Genomic DNA, 14,391 nt, shown 5'->3' with positions numbered 1-14,391 from the left:
CAAGTAAAGTTGCCGGGATGGAGACTACTGCGCCCGAGGAGATCGACGGCGAGAAAGCACCGCCTGTGGCGCCCCTCTCGCACCTCCGTGAGCCGCCCACGACGAAGCGCGGAGCGCGGACACGGGCCGCTCTGGTGAAAGCCGCGCGGAAGGTGTTCGAACGGGACGGCTACCTCGACACCCGCCTGGCCGACATCACCAAAGAGGCCCAGTGTGCGGCGGGATCCTTCTACACCTACTTCGCCAACAAGGAAGAGGTGCTCGCCGCCGTCCTGCTGGAGGCGCAGGAGGACATGATGCATCCCGGCATGGGCCGGGTGCAGGGTTCCGACGATCCCTATGCGGTGCTCGAAGCGAGCAATCGCGCATATCTTGAGGCATACAGGCGGAACGCGAAGCTGATGGGCCTGCTTGAGCAGGTTGCGCAAGTGGAGCCGGAGTTCCGCGAGTTCCGGAGCCGGCGTGCCGACGCGTTCATCCGCCGCAACGCCCGAGGCATCGCCGATCTGCAGGCGCGGGGTGTCGCGGACCCCGAGGTCGATCCGGTGATGGCCTCCCGCGCGCTGTCGGGCATGGTCAGCGTCATGGCCTACAACGCCTTCGTGCTGAGCGAACGGCAAGGAGAAGGCACCCCGGTGGACTTCGAGGAACTCGTGTCCACGGTCAGTCGGCTCTGGGCGAACGCCCTCCGCTTCCCCGGTCACCGCTGATCCTGCCTGCCTCAAAGCCGCTCATCCCCTGGGGGTGAGCGGCTTTTTTATGTGGCTCCACGGAAACAGTTATTGAACCTGACGTCGGATTCAACTTAGAGTCGGCAACAGCACGGTCTTCGGCCGGGCTACGCCCCGGCCTCGTACCCCCGTCACCGAGAGGGTTCGCTGTGAACGTTGCACATGGAGTCGCCGTCGTCACCGGTGGTGGTGGCGGCATCGGCGGCGCGCTGGTCGCACGGCTCGCCCGCGAGGGCGCCCGGGTCGTCGTCGCAGACCTCGACCCGGACACGGCGCGGGCGGTGTCGGAGACAGTCAACGCCGACCATCCCGGAAGCACCCTCAGCGCGGGCGCGGACGTGTCGGACACCGAGCAGATCCGGCAGCTGATCGACCTGGCGGAGAGCGCCTTCGGTCCGGTCGACTTCTACTTCGCCAACGCGGGCATCGCCGGCGCGCTCGGCCTCGACGCGAGCGAACAGGACTGGGACCGCTCGATCGGCGTCAACCTGCGCGCCCACATCCGTGCGGCAAGGCTGCTGGTACCGCGGTGGCTGGAGCGCGGTGAGGGCTACTTCGTCAGCACCGCTTCGGCGGCCGGACTGCTCACCCAGATCGGCTCCGCCACGTACGCCGTCACCAAACACGCGGCCGTCTCCTTCGCCGAGTGGCTGAGTGTCACCTACGGCGATCGCGGTGTCCGTGTCAGCTGTCTGTGCCCGATGGGGGTGAACACTCCTATGCTCTCCTCCGGGGAGGACTCCGGGCACGCGCTGGGAAGAGCCGCGACGCGGGCCGTCACCACCGCGGGTGACGTCCTGGAGCCGGCCGACGTCGCGGACGCCGTCCTGGCCGCGATCGAGGACGAGCGCTTCCTGATCCTCCCGCACGAGGACGTGCGGGAGATGTACCGGCACAAGGGCTCGGACTACGACCGGTGGCTGCGCGGAATGCGCCGGTACCAGAGGTCGCTGCAGGCGCAGGCATGACCGGCGCGCCGGACGGGCTCGTCCTCGCCGAACACCGAGGGCCGGTGCTGATCCTCACCTTCAACCGGCCCGCCAGGCTGAACGCCTGGACCGACGAACTGGAGGACCGCTACTTCGCGCTGCTCGACGCCGCGGAGGACGACCCGGACGTACGCGCCGTCGTGGTCACCGGCGCCGGACGCGGGTTCTGCGCCGGAGCCGACTTGCAACGGCTGCGGGCGGTCGGAGAGGTCTCCGCGGCGGACAGGGCACGGCGCCGGCCTCGGGACGTTCCGCGGACCCTGCGCAAACCACTCATCGGAGCGATCAACGGCGTGGCCGCAGGACTGGGCATGGTGGAGGCGCTCTACTGCGACATCCGCTTCGGCTCGCCCTCGGCCCGGTTCGTCACGGCCTTCGCGCAACGCGGACTGATCGCTGAGTACGGGATCTCCTGGCTGTTGCCCCGGCTGGTGGGCCACAGCCGGGCAGCGGACCTGCTGCTGTCGAGCCGCATGGTGGAGGCCGAGGAGGCCCTCCGCATCGGACTCCTCGACCACCTGGTTCCCACCGGCAGCGTGGTCGACGCCGCTGTCGCGTACGCAGCCGATCTGGCCGGGCGCTGCTCCCCGGCCTCCATGGCCACCATCAAGAGCCAGCTGAGCAACGACGCGGACGGCACCTACGCCGAGTCCGTGATACGGGCGGAACCCCTCATGCTCCAGGCCTTCCGCGGGCCCGACGCCGTCGAAGGCGTGGCCAGTCATCTGGACAAGCGCCCTCCCTCCTTTCCCTCCCTACCCGTCAGGAGTTCGGATGTCCCTGTTTGAGATGTCGGACCGCGCCAGGAAGTACCAGGCGGATCTGCTGGAGTTCATGGACGCGCACGTCTACCCCGCCGAGGCGGTGTACCACGAGCAGATGCGCGCGTCGGGTGACCCGCACTTCCACCCGCCGATCCTCGAAGACCTCAAGGCGGAGGCGCGCAGGCGCGGACTGTGGAACCTGTTCCACCCGCACCCGGAGTGGGGCCCCGGCCTGACGAATCTGGAATACGCGCCGCTCGCGGAGATCATGGGCCGCAGCCACATCGCCTCCGAGGCGTGCAACTGCAACGCGCCCGACACCGGCAACATGGAGGTGCTGACCCTCTTCGGTACAGAAGAGCACAAGGAGAAGTACCTCAAGCCCCTGCTCGACGGGACAATGGCCTCCGCTTTCGCGATGACGGAGCCGCGTGTCGCCAGCTCCGACGCCACCAACATCGAGCTGCGGATGGAGCGCGACGGCGACGAGTACGTGCTCAACGGCCGCAAGTGGTTCGCCTCGAACGCGATGCACAAGAACTGCAAGGTGCTCATCGTCATGGGAAAGACCGACCCCACGGCGGCCCCGCACCGCCAGCAGTCGATGATGGTCGTCCCGATCGACGCCCCCGGGGTCACTGTGATCCGGAACCTCCCGGTGTTCGGATACGCGGACCGTGAAGGCCATGCGGAGATCGTCTTCGAGGATGTCCGGGTGCCGGCCAAGGACCTGCTCAAGGGCGAGGGTGAGGGTTTCGCGATCAGCCAGGCCCGGCTCGGGCCCGGTCGTATCCACCACTGCATGCGGGCCATCGGCGCGGCTGAGCGGGCACTGGAACTGCTGTGCCGGCGTGCCCAGTCACGGGTGACCTTCGGCAGTCCGGTCGCCGAACGGTCCAACATCCAGGACTGGATCGCGGAAGCGCGGATCGACATCGAGATGATCCGCCTGCTCACGCTGAAGGCCGCGTATCTGATGGACACGGTTGGGAACAAGGAGGCGCGCACCGAGATCGCGGCCATCAAGGTGGCCGCCCCCGACATCGCGTTGAGGATCGTCGACCGCGCGATCCAGGTGCACGGGGGAGCGGGAGTGACCGACGACTTCCCCCTGGCGATGATGTACGCGCATCTGCGGACCCTGCGGCTGGCGGACGGTCCCGACGAGGTGCACAAGCGGGCCATCGCCAAGCAGGAGCTGCGCAAGTACCGCGACGCGGCGACGGCGGCGGTGAGCTGAGATGGCAGGACTCGATCTCACCGGCCGCACCGCCGTCGTCACAGGGGCCTCGCGCGGCATCGGGCTGGCGATCGCCCAGGCCATCGCGCAGGCTGGCGCGAACGTCGTCCTCACCTCCCGCTCGCAGGAGGCGGCGGACGCCGCTGTGGCCCAGGTCAAGGGCACAGCGGTCGGCGTCGGCGCGCACGCGGTCGACGAAGAGGCGGCCCGGCGCTGTGTGGATCTCACGCTCGAACGCTTCGGGAGCCTGGACATCCTCGTCAACAACGCGGGCACCAACCCGGCCTTCGGACCGGTCATCGACCAGGACCACGCTCGGTTCGCGAAGACCTTCGACGTGAACCTGTGGGCGCCCGTTCTGTGGACGGGGCTGGCCACGCGAGCCTGGATGGGGGAGCACGGCGGGGCGGTCGTCAACACCGCGTCGGTGGGCGGCATGGCCTCCGAGGCGAACATCGGGCTGTACAACGCCTCGAAGGCCGCGCTGATCCATCTCACGAGGCAACTGGCCCTGGAACTCTCGCCGAAGGTCCGCGTCAACGCGGTGGCACCGGGTGTGGTGCGCACGAAGCTGGCCGAGGCTCTGTGGAAGGAGCACGAGGAGGCCGTGTCTGCCTCGATGGCGCTCGGCCGCATCGGGGAGCCTGCCGACATAGCCTCCGCGGTCGCCTTCCTCGTGTCGGACGCCGCGAGCTGGATCACCGGCGAGACCATGGTGATCGACGGTGGGCAACTTCTGGGTGACGCGTGCCCGTTCAGGCAAGGAGCCGGCAGCGGAGCCTAGCGCGGACACCGTCGGAATCGACGCCGGGGCCGTGAGCCGCTGGTTCGCCATCCTCGGCGTCGACTTCGGCGGACCCCTGGCCTTCGAGCGGATCGGCCTGGGCCAGTCGAATCCGACGTATCTCGTAAAGGATCAAGGGAGCCGCGGACGGGTGCTGCGGCGCCCACCGCTGGGCCGCCTGCCGGCGTCGGCCCACGACATGGCCTGCGAGGCGCGGTTGCTCACCCCCCTGCAGAGCACCGCCGTCCCGAACCCAGGGTGTGATCGGGCTGACCGACGCTCCCGCCGCGACCGATGTCCCGCTGATGTCATGGATTTCGTGGACAGCCCTGCCGAAACTGCGGTGGCGAGGATCCGAGCCAGGTGCGGGTGGCCGTGAGCGGGTGCGTAGCCTGGCACATCACGACGACGGCGGTTCCTCGGTGCGCGCAAGCCCGTCGGGCCACGCCGGCCGGGTGCGCTGGTGCCGGCAGCACCGAGCCGGACTGCGGCATGGTTCGGCAGGCGGACCGGTGTACAGGTACTGCCGCACCACCAAGGCACCCGACGGCAAGACGCTGGGTGTGACCACCGCCTGGATCAACCGGACCGGGTGACCTCTTGTCTCAGCAGATGAACGCGCCCGACGCGCCCGAGGCCCTCATCCGGGCAGCCGTCCGCAGCATCGCGGGGGCGGCTGGCCCGCGGAGGGGGCCGCCGGCGCCTTGATACGCCTTGTCCGCCCAGCATCTGAGTCGTGCTTCGGTGAGGGCTTCGATGATCCCGTGCTGTCGCGCGGCAGTCAGGTGGTGAGTCGAGCCGGGCAGCGCTGGCGAGATCCAGAGCAGCCGTCCGAACGGATCGGTGAGGACCTGCACGTTCATGCCGTGTCGCTTGTGCTTCCCGGAGGAATAGGGAGTGTCGGCGGCGGTGCGGTCGATCGGCAGCAGGGTGCCGTCCAGGATGACGAACGCCTTGGTCCGGATCGTCCGCATCGCCTCGGACAGGGACGGGGCGATGGTGGCCAGGGCCTCGACGGCTTCGCGTACGTAGCGGTAGACGGTTGCGATCCCGATGCCGAACCCGGCGGCCAGCTGGTCGTAGGTGTCACCACATCGCAGATGAGCCAGGGCGAGCAGGGACTGCCTTGAGGAGGGAAGGCGTCGCCAACGCGTGCCGATCTCCTGCCGCCTGGGCTTCAGCCGAGCGCTCAAACCGGCGGGGTCAGGTCACCGAGATTTGCCACTTGCCGTGTTCGGACAGGGTGACGTATCCGTGCTTCGGAAGGCGCAGGGTGCCCTTCTGAGTGGCAGCGGAGGTGAAGCGGATCAGCTGCTTCCCGCCGTCGGCCGGCGTGTAGATGATGGTGCCGGGGGAGTCGATGAAGTCGTAGTACACCACCGGGGCGTATTCGAAGTACGGTTTGGGGCTGAAATAGCCGAAGGTCTGGGTCCCCTTTCCCCGGGTTGTTTTGGTCGGGAGCTGAGGCAGCGCGTTGCTGTCCACGATGCGCACCTTCCATCGGCCCAGGCCACTGGCTCCCTCGTTGCCCACCGTGATTCGCCAAATGGCGAGGGCGTCGCAGTCGGCCGGCAGGACGACGTGCGACGGCCCGGTCCGGCCTATGGTGACGAGCGTGTCATGTGCCCGCTGATAATAGGGACCCTTGCGCACGGTCGACAGGTTGAAGCTCGTGGTGAAGCCCGCGCGGATCTCCAAGAGGACCGGCTTTCCGTCCCCTGCGCCCGGTATCTCGACAATCCGGCTGCGCCAGCCGGACCATTTAGCGGACGTGGTGCTGCCCACGTTCCCTCCCCTGCGTCGGTCGCGAAGCGCTCGGGAGTCATGGTGGCACGCGGGCCCGGGCTCCGGCTCCGCTCCAGCCTGACGGGGGGCGGCTGTCGCTCAGGAGAAGAACCTGGCACCGCCGACGCCGGGGCGGACCCTGCCTTGGGAAGTCCGGCCTCTGTCCGTGGCGGGTTACCGACCGGGGAGGTTCAAGGGACTTGGCGCCCTCGCCCTGCTGAACCGCCCGTCAGGTTGGAAGAGGCTCAGTGGCGGTCCTCTCGTAGCGGGTGGCGATGCCCCGCCAGGGCCTGGGCGGGCAGCTTGGCGGGCGAAGTGGAGGCGAATACGTGCGGCTGCAGGTCAATCTGGCCAACCTGCGCGCGTTCGCGAGTGGGGGGCGATTCAGCTCGTTCGGGATGTGGGGTACGCGCCCGTGGAGGCCTTTCGGGGGTACACCCGACCGTGGTCCGTCCACTGCCGCTCCTGTGGGGCTGCACGGCGCAGCCGGTTGGACCGGGAGGTGGAGCGCCTGCAACGGCCAGATGGTTCCAAGGCCATGTACTGCCCCAAATACGGCACTTCGCCTCTCCCTACGCAATGACTGAGAACGGGCCACGCCCCGGTCACCGGCCGACCGGCTTCGGGCAGCGCTTGAGTCGACGGCCGGGGCCGATGACCCGAGCTGGAACCCGGCGCCGCATGCACGGCAGGGTCGTGGCTAGTAGTGCTTCGTTAGGTTCTGGTTCTGCTGGTTTTGAGGGGGCGGCCGCAGGTGGGGCAGGTGCCGGTCCAGCACCTCAGCACGTCTTGGAGTGCGTCGAGGGTCTGGTAGAGGCTCGGGCCGGTGCCTCGACTTTGGGTCGAGCCTGCGGAGGGTGAGGAATGCCTGCGCGGCGGTGACGAGGGTGACGTGGTGGTGCCACCCGCGCCAGGTGCGGCCCTCGAAGTGGTCCAGTCCCAGGCCATGCTTGAGGTCGCGGTAGTTGTGTTCGATCCGCCAGCGCATCTTCGCCCACCGCACCAGGTCAGCGATCGGTGTGGTGGCCGGCAGGCTCGATATCCAGTAGTTGGTCGGGGCGTCCTGGCCGTCGGACCATTCGACCAGCAGGGTCTGGGTGGGCAGGACGCCGTCCCGCCGGCTTCGGCCGCCGCCCGATTCCTGGGCGGCGGCCAGTGCCTGTTTGCCCGCGGGCCGCACCGTCAGCACCGTGAACCGTGAGGTCATCGCGCCTTTGCTGCCCTGCCGCCAGGTCACCTCGGTGAATCGCTGTGCTCCCGCCTCCGCTGCGAGGATGGAGATGGCTCGCGGCGGGGTGCGGTAGCGGGCAAGGGTGGGCGGTCCGAGGCCGCGTTAAGCGGGCCGGTGTGGCTCGGCATCCTCCGGGTGAGCGACTTCCTTGCCGTTCAGGGCCAGAACATAGGACAGCCCTCGCTCCTGGGAACCGAGCCGGAACGGGGTGCTGACGCCGTAGCCGGCGTCGGCGACCACGACCGGTGCCGTCAGCTGGACTTGGTGTGTGTCCAGCAGGCCGAGCGCCAGGCGCCACTTCTCCTGGTGCACCACGTTTTCGCCGGACCCCTGCCCTGCGGCAGCGGTCCGGCTCGTCCGTCCATTCCCGTGGCAGATACAACTGCCAGTCCAACGGGCACGAGGTGGTGTCGGTGGCGGCATGGACACTGACTGCGACCTGGCGTTCGCCCGTTTGCCGACGGCTCCACCGTACTGGCGGGCCACCACGACCGACGCCTTGCCGTACTTGGGGAACGACACGTCGTCGATCACCCACACCTCGGGCCTGACGACTCCGGACAGCCGTTCGGCGATCCGCTGCCTGACCGGCAGCGGATCCCACCGCGACTGGTTCACGAACTGCTGCAGGGCCTGCACGTTCCCGTCCGGCAGACGCCCGGCCATCGGCTGAATCGACTTGCGCCGACCGTCGAGCATCAGGCCCCGCAGATAGCACTCACCCCTGGCCCGCTGATCCCTACGTACGCCTCCCGCAAGAACCGCGTTACCTGCGCCGACGCGGGATCCGCTGCACCATCCCAGACAAGGCCCGACCAGGCGCGCAACCGCCGGAAGCTCGGCTCCCGCGGCCGCCGGCCGCCGCGATTCGACCCGGCCGACTACCGCGAGCATCACGCGGTCGAGTGCGGGATCACCGCCTCAAGAGACATCGTGCTGTCGCCACGCGATACGACAAGCTCGCCGTCCGCTACGAGGCGACCGTCCTCGTCGCGACCATTAACAAGTGGCTGTGATGCGCGGTGTCGCCCAGCGGGATCCACGTTCCGCGCCGCAGGCAGATCGCTCCCGCAGAAGACGCGGACGAAGTCGTCCTCACTCACGATGTTGCCTCAGCACCAGCCCGAGACCTCGGTTTCTGCCTCCTCCTCCCAGAGGCTGCGACAGCCCCGGGACCTACCCCGTCCATGCATGTCCTGGCCCGTGTCGCTCGACTACGCCGAAGTCTCGGCCCCTGCGCTGGGGGCGAACCCGCTCCTCTGCTCGGCGAACACCTTGATCGCGGCGCCCAGGAAATCCACCATCCCGGGGTGGTAGGAATCGTGGAACGCCCTCATGGCCTCGTCCTCGGCGTAGAAGAGCGACATGCCGACGTAGGCCTTCCTGGAGGGGGTGTAGAACCGGCTGACGATGTCGAAGTGCCTGCGGACGAGCTCCTGGATCTGCTGGTCCCCTGGAAGGGAGCCGCTGTTCAGGAAAGCCGTGATCTCCCGGTACAGGACGTCCCAGTCCTGGTGGACCCGCTCCCTGTCCACATGTTCCCAGTTGTTGGTCCCGGCAAGGCTCTTCGCCTGCTCCTCGGCCAACGACCGGCGACACTCGTCCTCGTAATTGTTCCCCACGGCACCGGTTCCCATCGTTTCGTCACCTCTCCGGTGGATCCCCGGGAGGCCGCCGACATGTCGACAGCGACCGGCCGCCGATGATCAACTGCCGGTCCAGACCGAACGGTGACACGCAGCCACCGGGTCGGCAAACCATTTCTTGGACCATCCGGCGCTCCGTCCCGGTCAGCAGGCGGCGGAAAGGCGCAGATCGAACGGCGAGCCGTCGGAGCGGGGCGTCCAGCCACTCGACCGCGCGGCCCGGATTCCCGCGGCGACCTTGCGCGGCAGGACGAGCTCGGCTGGCACCGGGCCCGGTTCCATGACGGCCGGTCGATCGGTCTCCACGACGGAACACCGGTTCGGACCCGGAACCGTTTGCCGTCGATCAACTGCCGCCGAGGCCAAATGGGTGGCCGCCCGACCCTCGTACCCTTCGGCAACAACTGCTCCGGCCCCGCCCACTGTTCGTCCGTGAGATCTCCCCCACCAAGAAGCGAGATCGTTTACAGCTCAAGATCCACTTTCGGTACACGCCCTACGGGCGATGGGACTCACGGCACTGCGGCCAGAGGCGAATTGCATTGTCGGCGCTTCTTGGTCGGCTCATTGAGCCTTTTCAGCGTGGCCGCCGATCGGGTGACGGGGCTGTTGGCGGGGGCGGGCCGCAACGCGTGAGGCACCCGTAACTGTTGAGGGAGTGGTCGAAGCCTCACGCCCTGGTCGAGTGGGTCACGATGCTCATCGTCACCGTGAGGGTGAGTGCCGCTGTGAGTTCCCGCCGCACCTCCTTGCCCACATCGCCGCGGCCCCCGGGATGTTTGCGGCCACCAGGGAACCGCCTCTTGCGGGGGAAACGCGTCAAACCTGTGTACCAATCTGGTGCCGATGCCCAGATTGCCGAGGTGACGCGGGTGTCCACACAGGATGATCACCTTGCTCTGCACGTTTGCTTGGCTTCTGACTGCACTTCGGGGGACCTCTTGTACCGCTTCACCCGCCGCACTGGCAGTGCTCTGACTGCCGTCGCGCTGATTACCGGCATGGCATCCGCTTGCTCTGACTCGCCTACGGCGTCCAAGGCTTCGAAGTCCGAGAACGCGGCGAGCTCCGCCGCGGCTCCCACAGCTCAGCCGCCCTCCCAGTCCAGCAGGGAGCAGTTGGACAAGGAAGCTCGCGACTTGCTTAACATGACGGATCGCCTGGAGTCGGATGAGGCGGGCTTGGTCTCGGCCGGTTCCCTCGCGGTGCCCGGAGAGAACCTGGACGAGACCATCAAGTCGGGCACGGCCCTGCGGGTGGAGGTGGCGTGCGCAGGGGAGGGCACGGTCACCTTCACGGTCGTCTCAGGCGCTGCCAAGACAGCTAAGCGCGTCGACTGCACGCAGCCGATGACGAACGGGTTCGACTTCACCACGGCCGGGCCGAGTCTCGCGATCCAGGCGGACTCACCCGAGGAAGACAGGGTAGGCACCGCCTACATAATGGGCCGCATCTCCTGATTTGTCCCGGCTGACAGCCCTGGTCGCCCTGGTTTCGGATGCGGAGCACGTCCCGCAGCGCGCCGGCCAGGTCACGCAGGTCATTTGGGTCCGCGAGCGTTTTTCAGCGTTGCCTCTCCAGGGTGAGGATGGCCTTGGCGATAGACGTCATGCGGTTCGGGCTGCATCGCGATCTTCGGAAGATTCGCCAGGACTTGAGTCGTGCCATGCCGCTGTCGACGGGTGTTCGGGAGGCGGGGAGGCCGCGAGGGCCCGGTTGATCGTCTGTTGGGTCGGGGTGAGTTGTCCGCCGGGCGGTCGTTTGCGTCCGGTGGTGACCCAGGGGCCGGCGCCCGTATAGGCACGGTCGGCCAGGATGGGGACGCCCTGGCGTTCGCAGATCCGGATGATGCGGTGGGTGCGGGCCGCGGTCAGGTCGTGACACCGGCCGGGCAAGGCAGGGGAGATCCACAGCACCTGGCCGGTCGGGTCGGTCACGACCTGCACATTCACACCGTGGCGGCGGTGCTTGTGCGAGTAGTCGGCCTGCCCGTCGGCCACCCGGTCGCACTCCGCGAGCGTCCCGTCGAGCAAAACGTACTCCGGGTCGGTCTCGCGCAGGACCTTCAGCAGGCCCGGTGACCGGTCGGCCAGAAGGTCGATCACCGCGGTGGTGTAGGCGTGGGCGGTGCCGACCGATATGCCGAAGCCCGCAGCGATCTGGGCCAGGGTGTCGTGCTTGCGCAGGTACACCAGAGCGACCAGCGCACGCTGGTGGGGCGGGAGCTTGCAGCGGCGGTCACCCTCGCGGGTGACGATGAGCATGGTGACCGACTCGACGAGGGCGTGTGGCAGGTCGAGTGCGGCAGGATAGGGAACCAACGAGGCTCCTGCGCTGATGAGTTGAGACTTCGAACACCTCTCTCAGCGGCACGGGTGCCTCGTGCGTTGCGCCCGCACCACCGTCACCCGATCGGTGGCCACTCTGAAAAAGCTCATTGTCGACGGTGCCTGGGCAGTCGTTGGGTGGCGGGCAGGCTTCCGCCCCCGCCGGGCGCCCGCCCTGGCTGGGTGGCTGTGTTGCGGCAGTTCACGGCAGTTGATGTGTTGCTGGGCGCAGTGGGGGAGGGCTTCCCGCAGGGCTGCCCGCGCCTGGGTGGGTTTACTGCGGTGGGACGGGGCGGTCGTAGATGTTGTCGGGCGTCACGATCTCGGTGATGGCGCGGGCGACGAGTGAGGATGGTTCCTGTCCCTGGTAGGTGATGCCGGTGTTGAGCATCAGTACCAGGGTGGCTTTGCGTGAGGGGAGGTAGACGGTGACGGTTTCGTAGCCGGGGATGGAGCCGTTGTGGCCGATCCAGCCGCTGCTGTTGAAGATGCCGAGGCCGTAGCTGGTGCCGGGGATGCCGGTGGGCAGCATCTTCAGCCGCTGGGCCTGGGTCTCCGGTCGTAGCAGGGTGCGGTGGCGACGGTTTTCGCCCAGTGCCGCAGGTCGTGGAGGTTGGAGATCATGGCGCCGGCTGCCCAGGCCCAGCTGGGGTTCCAGGGTGTTCGGGCGTGTGTGATCACGCGGCGAGGGCGAGGTTGTGCATGCGGGCGACGGCCTGGACAGCGTGGTGAAGGCCGTCGCCGCGTTGCCGACAGTCGCGGAGGATCTTGTAGTTCTTCATGCGAGAGAAGGTGTGCTCGACACGAGCGCGGACCTTGCGATGCTGCGCGTTGTCCTCTTCCTCGCCCCTCAATAGCGGGCGTCCGGGTCGTTTGCGGTGCGGGACGATCAGGCCGGTGTTGATGTAGGCGCCGTCCCCGAGGACCGTCACACCCTCGCAGTGTGCGGCCAGGCCGGAGTCCCGCCAGGCTTTCGCGTCGGCCGTGTCACCGGGCACCGGGCGGGCGGTGGCCACCACCAGGCGTGTCTCGGCGTCCACGATGACCTGCACGTTCGCCGAAAACCGGTAGTTGCGGGACGAGGCTCCGACCTTGCGGTCGCGGACCGGGACCAGGGTGCCGTCCACGATCCACAGCCGCTCGACTGCGTCCTGGGAGGCGCGGGCCGACTCGATCGCGAGCAGCGGGCCGAGCCTTTGGATCACCCGGCACACGGTCGCCGGAGAGACACCGAACAGCGGGGCGAGCTGCCGCATGGTGAGGTTCGTGCGGTAGTACACCGCCACCAGCAGCACCCGCTCGGCCAGCGGCAGCCGCCACGGCCGACCCCAGCCGCAGCCTTCGCCACCACGTTCCCGGACCGCTTTCAGTAACCGGCCGAACTGATCGACCCGCAGCCCGGTGAACGTCTCCACCCACACCCGCTCAGCCCTCAACACCCCCGGCATACAATGGAGATGCCCAGTTCACGGCCTTCTGCAACACCCTTTAGACGCGCCACGGTGGAGGATCGCGTACGCATCGAGCTCTCTGTCAGCAGTGGCTTGGCAGTGGGCTTTGCGAGGCAGCGATTGCCGGTTCTGCAGAGCCACGGTTGCGCAGGGCGTCGACCCAGCCACGGGCTGCCGGGCCGGTGCGAGCGGGGAGGCAGTGGATAGTTCAGTTAGCCCGGCGTGCCAGCCGCTCGCTCAGACGAATGATCTGCGCGCGGGTTGCGTCGGCACCGGCGTCCTGCGGTTCGACAATGCAGCCATGAACGCCTCCTCGATCAGCCGTCGCCTGCTGGGCAGTGCAGCGGTGGCTACCGTCCTCGCTGTCCTGGGCGGGGCCGCTGCCGCGGCACCTGGCCCGGCCAGCAGCGCTCCGTCCTTCACCGTCGGGCAGCGCTTCAGCCTGAGCCTCAACGCGTACGACACCACGTTGATGGTCAGCCTGCCGCCGCCGCTGCCGAAGGTGACGTTCACCGGGCGGCGGACGGTGGAGATCACCCGAGTCAACGGGCCCGAGGCCACCTACCGGGTCACCGACTTCTCGATGTCCGGGCACTATCCGATGTTCGGCAAGGTCTCCCTCACCGCACCGGACAACGGCGACACCGGCACGGGCCGTCTGCAGAACGTCAACGGCCAGATCATGGATACCTGGTCCCAGCCTCTGATGCTGACCTTCGAGCAATGCAGCGGCCATCCCGGCCCGTTCATCCTGGCCACCAACCACCAGCCGGCGCAGTGGGCCGCCCGCCTCGACCAGTTCCCTCCGCCGCCTCAGAGCACCAATCCTGACGGCTCACCCGCCGGCGGCGCCCTCTACAGCCCGACCAGGGCGATCGGCTTCACCCCGACGCCCCGCCACCCCCTGCCCGCCGCCGAGGAATGCCCGCTGAGCAGCCCGGTGCCGGACGGGACGAGCGAGGACGACCGCGCCGTCCTGCGGGGCATGAACATCAGCCAGGGAGGAATTCCTTCCTGACAGCGGCGATAGCCGGCCGCCCCGCTCGCCCATCACCGTCGGATCGGGACCGGGCACCTGGCCAAGGAGCGCTGTGTTAGCGCCTGGTCCTCGCCGCCGGTGACCGCGCCGTACTTCGAGCAGCAGAACGCCCTCGAGGGCCAGTTCGTCGCGCGCACCAACGGCATCGTCTTGCGGTCTGTCTGCCCGTCCGGCACGGCGTGGGGACCGTACGACCGGTGGCGGTCGTACGGTCCCCACGCGTACTTGTGAGCACCGGTGCTGGGGGTAAACCCGAACGCACCGCCGTCCAGGGCGGTTTCAACGCTCGCCTGTGATGTGGCCGAAGCACCGACGGGGACGCGCGCCTGCTTCAGGAGCGGCTCCATGGGAACGCAGCCCACAATGATGATGCCGCTGAGGTCCCCGCCGACCGCACACTGCAC

General features: G+C 68.3%; 12 protein-coding genes and 4 pseudogenes. 8 read left to right on the top strand and 8 right to left on the bottom strand.

Annotated elements, in window-relative coordinates; translation table 11 throughout:
- Nucleotides 1-17 precede the first annotated feature (17 nt).
- The 6 genes from ACIQ6Y_RS32445 (at nt 18) to ACIQ6Y_RS32420 (ending at nt 4,887) form a co-directional block, all read left to right on the top strand.
- Entirely contained in the window at nt 18-710 is a 693-nt protein-coding gene (locus tag ACIQ6Y_RS32445) for a TetR/AcrR family transcriptional regulator (protein ID WP_404044414.1), read from the top strand.
- Nucleotides 711-880: 170 nt separating this feature from the next.
- Entirely contained in the window at nt 881-1,699 is an 819-nt protein-coding gene (locus ACIQ6Y_RS32440; RefSeq protein WP_404044413.1) for an SDR family oxidoreductase, read from the top strand.
- On the top strand, nt 1,696-2,508 hold the full coding sequence (locus tag ACIQ6Y_RS32435) for an enoyl-CoA hydratase-related protein (protein WP_404044410.1): 813 nt from the start codon (nt 1,696-1,698) through the stop codon (nt 2,506-2,508). The genes ACIQ6Y_RS32440 and ACIQ6Y_RS32435 overlap by 4 nt, the downstream gene beginning before the upstream one ends.
- Entirely contained in the window at nt 2,495-3,724 is a 1,230-nt protein-coding gene (locus tag ACIQ6Y_RS32430; RefSeq protein ID WP_404044408.1) for an acyl-CoA dehydrogenase family protein, read from the top strand. Before ACIQ6Y_RS32435 ends, ACIQ6Y_RS32430 begins: the two co-directional genes overlap by 14 nt.
- Before the next feature lies 1 nt (nt 3,725).
- Entirely contained in the window at nt 3,726-4,508 is a 783-nt protein-coding gene (locus ACIQ6Y_RS32425) for an SDR family oxidoreductase (RefSeq protein WP_404044405.1), read from the top strand.
- The gene (locus ACIQ6Y_RS32420; protein WP_404044402.1) at nt 4,450-4,887 is read left to right on the top strand and encodes a phosphotransferase; all 438 of its coding nucleotides are present in this window, start codon (nt 4,450-4,452) and stop codon (nt 4,885-4,887) included. The genes ACIQ6Y_RS32425 and ACIQ6Y_RS32420 overlap by 59 nt, the downstream gene beginning before the upstream one ends.
- A 298-nt stretch (nt 4,888-5,185) precedes the next feature.
- On the opposite strand, the pseudogene ACIQ6Y_RS32415 reads toward ACIQ6Y_RS32420, so the two are convergent.
- From ACIQ6Y_RS32415 to ACIQ6Y_RS32395, 5 genes and pseudogenes are all read right to left on the bottom strand, one after another.
- Nucleotides 5,186-5,701 (bottom strand): annotated as a pseudogene (locus ACIQ6Y_RS32415) (transposase family protein); the annotation flags it as partial.
- Between the two features lie 10 nt (nt 5,702-5,711).
- A complete protein-coding gene (locus ACIQ6Y_RS32410) occupies nt 5,712-6,293 on the bottom strand; it encodes a hypothetical protein (protein WP_404044399.1) in 582 nt (193 codons plus the stop codon).
- A 779-nt stretch (nt 6,294-7,072) separates the two neighbouring features.
- Nucleotides 7,073-8,343: pseudogene (locus ACIQ6Y_RS32405) on the bottom strand (IS701 family transposase).
- Between the two features lie 395 nt (nt 8,344-8,738).
- The gene (locus ACIQ6Y_RS32400) at nt 8,739-9,161 is read right to left on the bottom strand and encodes a TipAS antibiotic-recognition domain-containing protein (protein ID WP_404044397.1); all 423 of its coding nucleotides are present in this window, start codon (nt 9,159-9,161) and stop codon (nt 8,739-8,741) included.
- Nucleotides 9,162-9,314: 153 nt separating this feature from the next.
- The gene (locus ACIQ6Y_RS32395) at nt 9,315-9,437 is read right to left on the bottom strand and encodes a hypothetical protein (RefSeq protein WP_404044394.1); all 123 of its coding nucleotides are present in this window, start codon (nt 9,435-9,437) and stop codon (nt 9,315-9,317) included.
- Between the two features lie 851 nt (nt 9,438-10,288).
- Between ACIQ6Y_RS32395 and ACIQ6Y_RS32390 the strand changes: the two genes are divergently transcribed.
- Complete coding sequence (locus ACIQ6Y_RS32390) at nt 10,289-10,630, top strand: hypothetical protein (RefSeq protein ID WP_404044391.1); 342 nt, start codon at nt 10,289-10,291, stop codon at nt 10,628-10,630.
- 103 nt (nt 10,631-10,733) lie between these two features.
- Here ACIQ6Y_RS32390 and ACIQ6Y_RS32385 read toward each other — a convergent pair.
- From ACIQ6Y_RS32385 to ACIQ6Y_RS32375, 3 genes and pseudogenes are all read right to left on the bottom strand, one after another.
- Nucleotides 10,734-11,491 (bottom strand): annotated as a pseudogene (locus ACIQ6Y_RS32385) (transposase family protein).
- Between the two features lie 280 nt (nt 11,492-11,771).
- Nucleotides 11,772-12,160, bottom strand: a pseudogene (locus ACIQ6Y_RS32380) (serine hydrolase); the annotation flags it as partial.
- Nucleotides 12,161-12,174: 14 nt separating this feature from the next.
- Nucleotides 12,175-12,945 (bottom strand): transposase family protein, encoded by a 771-nt coding sequence (locus ACIQ6Y_RS32375; RefSeq protein WP_404044390.1) that lies wholly within the window; start codon nt 12,943-12,945, stop codon nt 12,175-12,177.
- Nucleotides 12,946-13,249: 304 nt separating this feature from the next.
- Between ACIQ6Y_RS32375 and ACIQ6Y_RS32370 the strand changes: the two genes are divergently transcribed.
- Nucleotides 13,250-13,966 (top strand): hypothetical protein, encoded by a 717-nt coding sequence (locus ACIQ6Y_RS32370; RefSeq protein ID WP_404044387.1) that lies wholly within the window; start codon nt 13,250-13,252, stop codon nt 13,964-13,966.
- Nucleotides 13,967-14,391 lie beyond the last annotated feature (425 nt).

The sequence above is a fragment of the Streptomyces sp. NPDC096205 genome (genome assembly GCF_044763135.1).
Taxonomy (GTDB): Bacteria; Actinomycetota; Actinomycetes; order Streptomycetales; family Streptomycetaceae; genus Streptomyces.
This window is presented reverse-complemented; position numbering and strand designations above follow the sequence as displayed.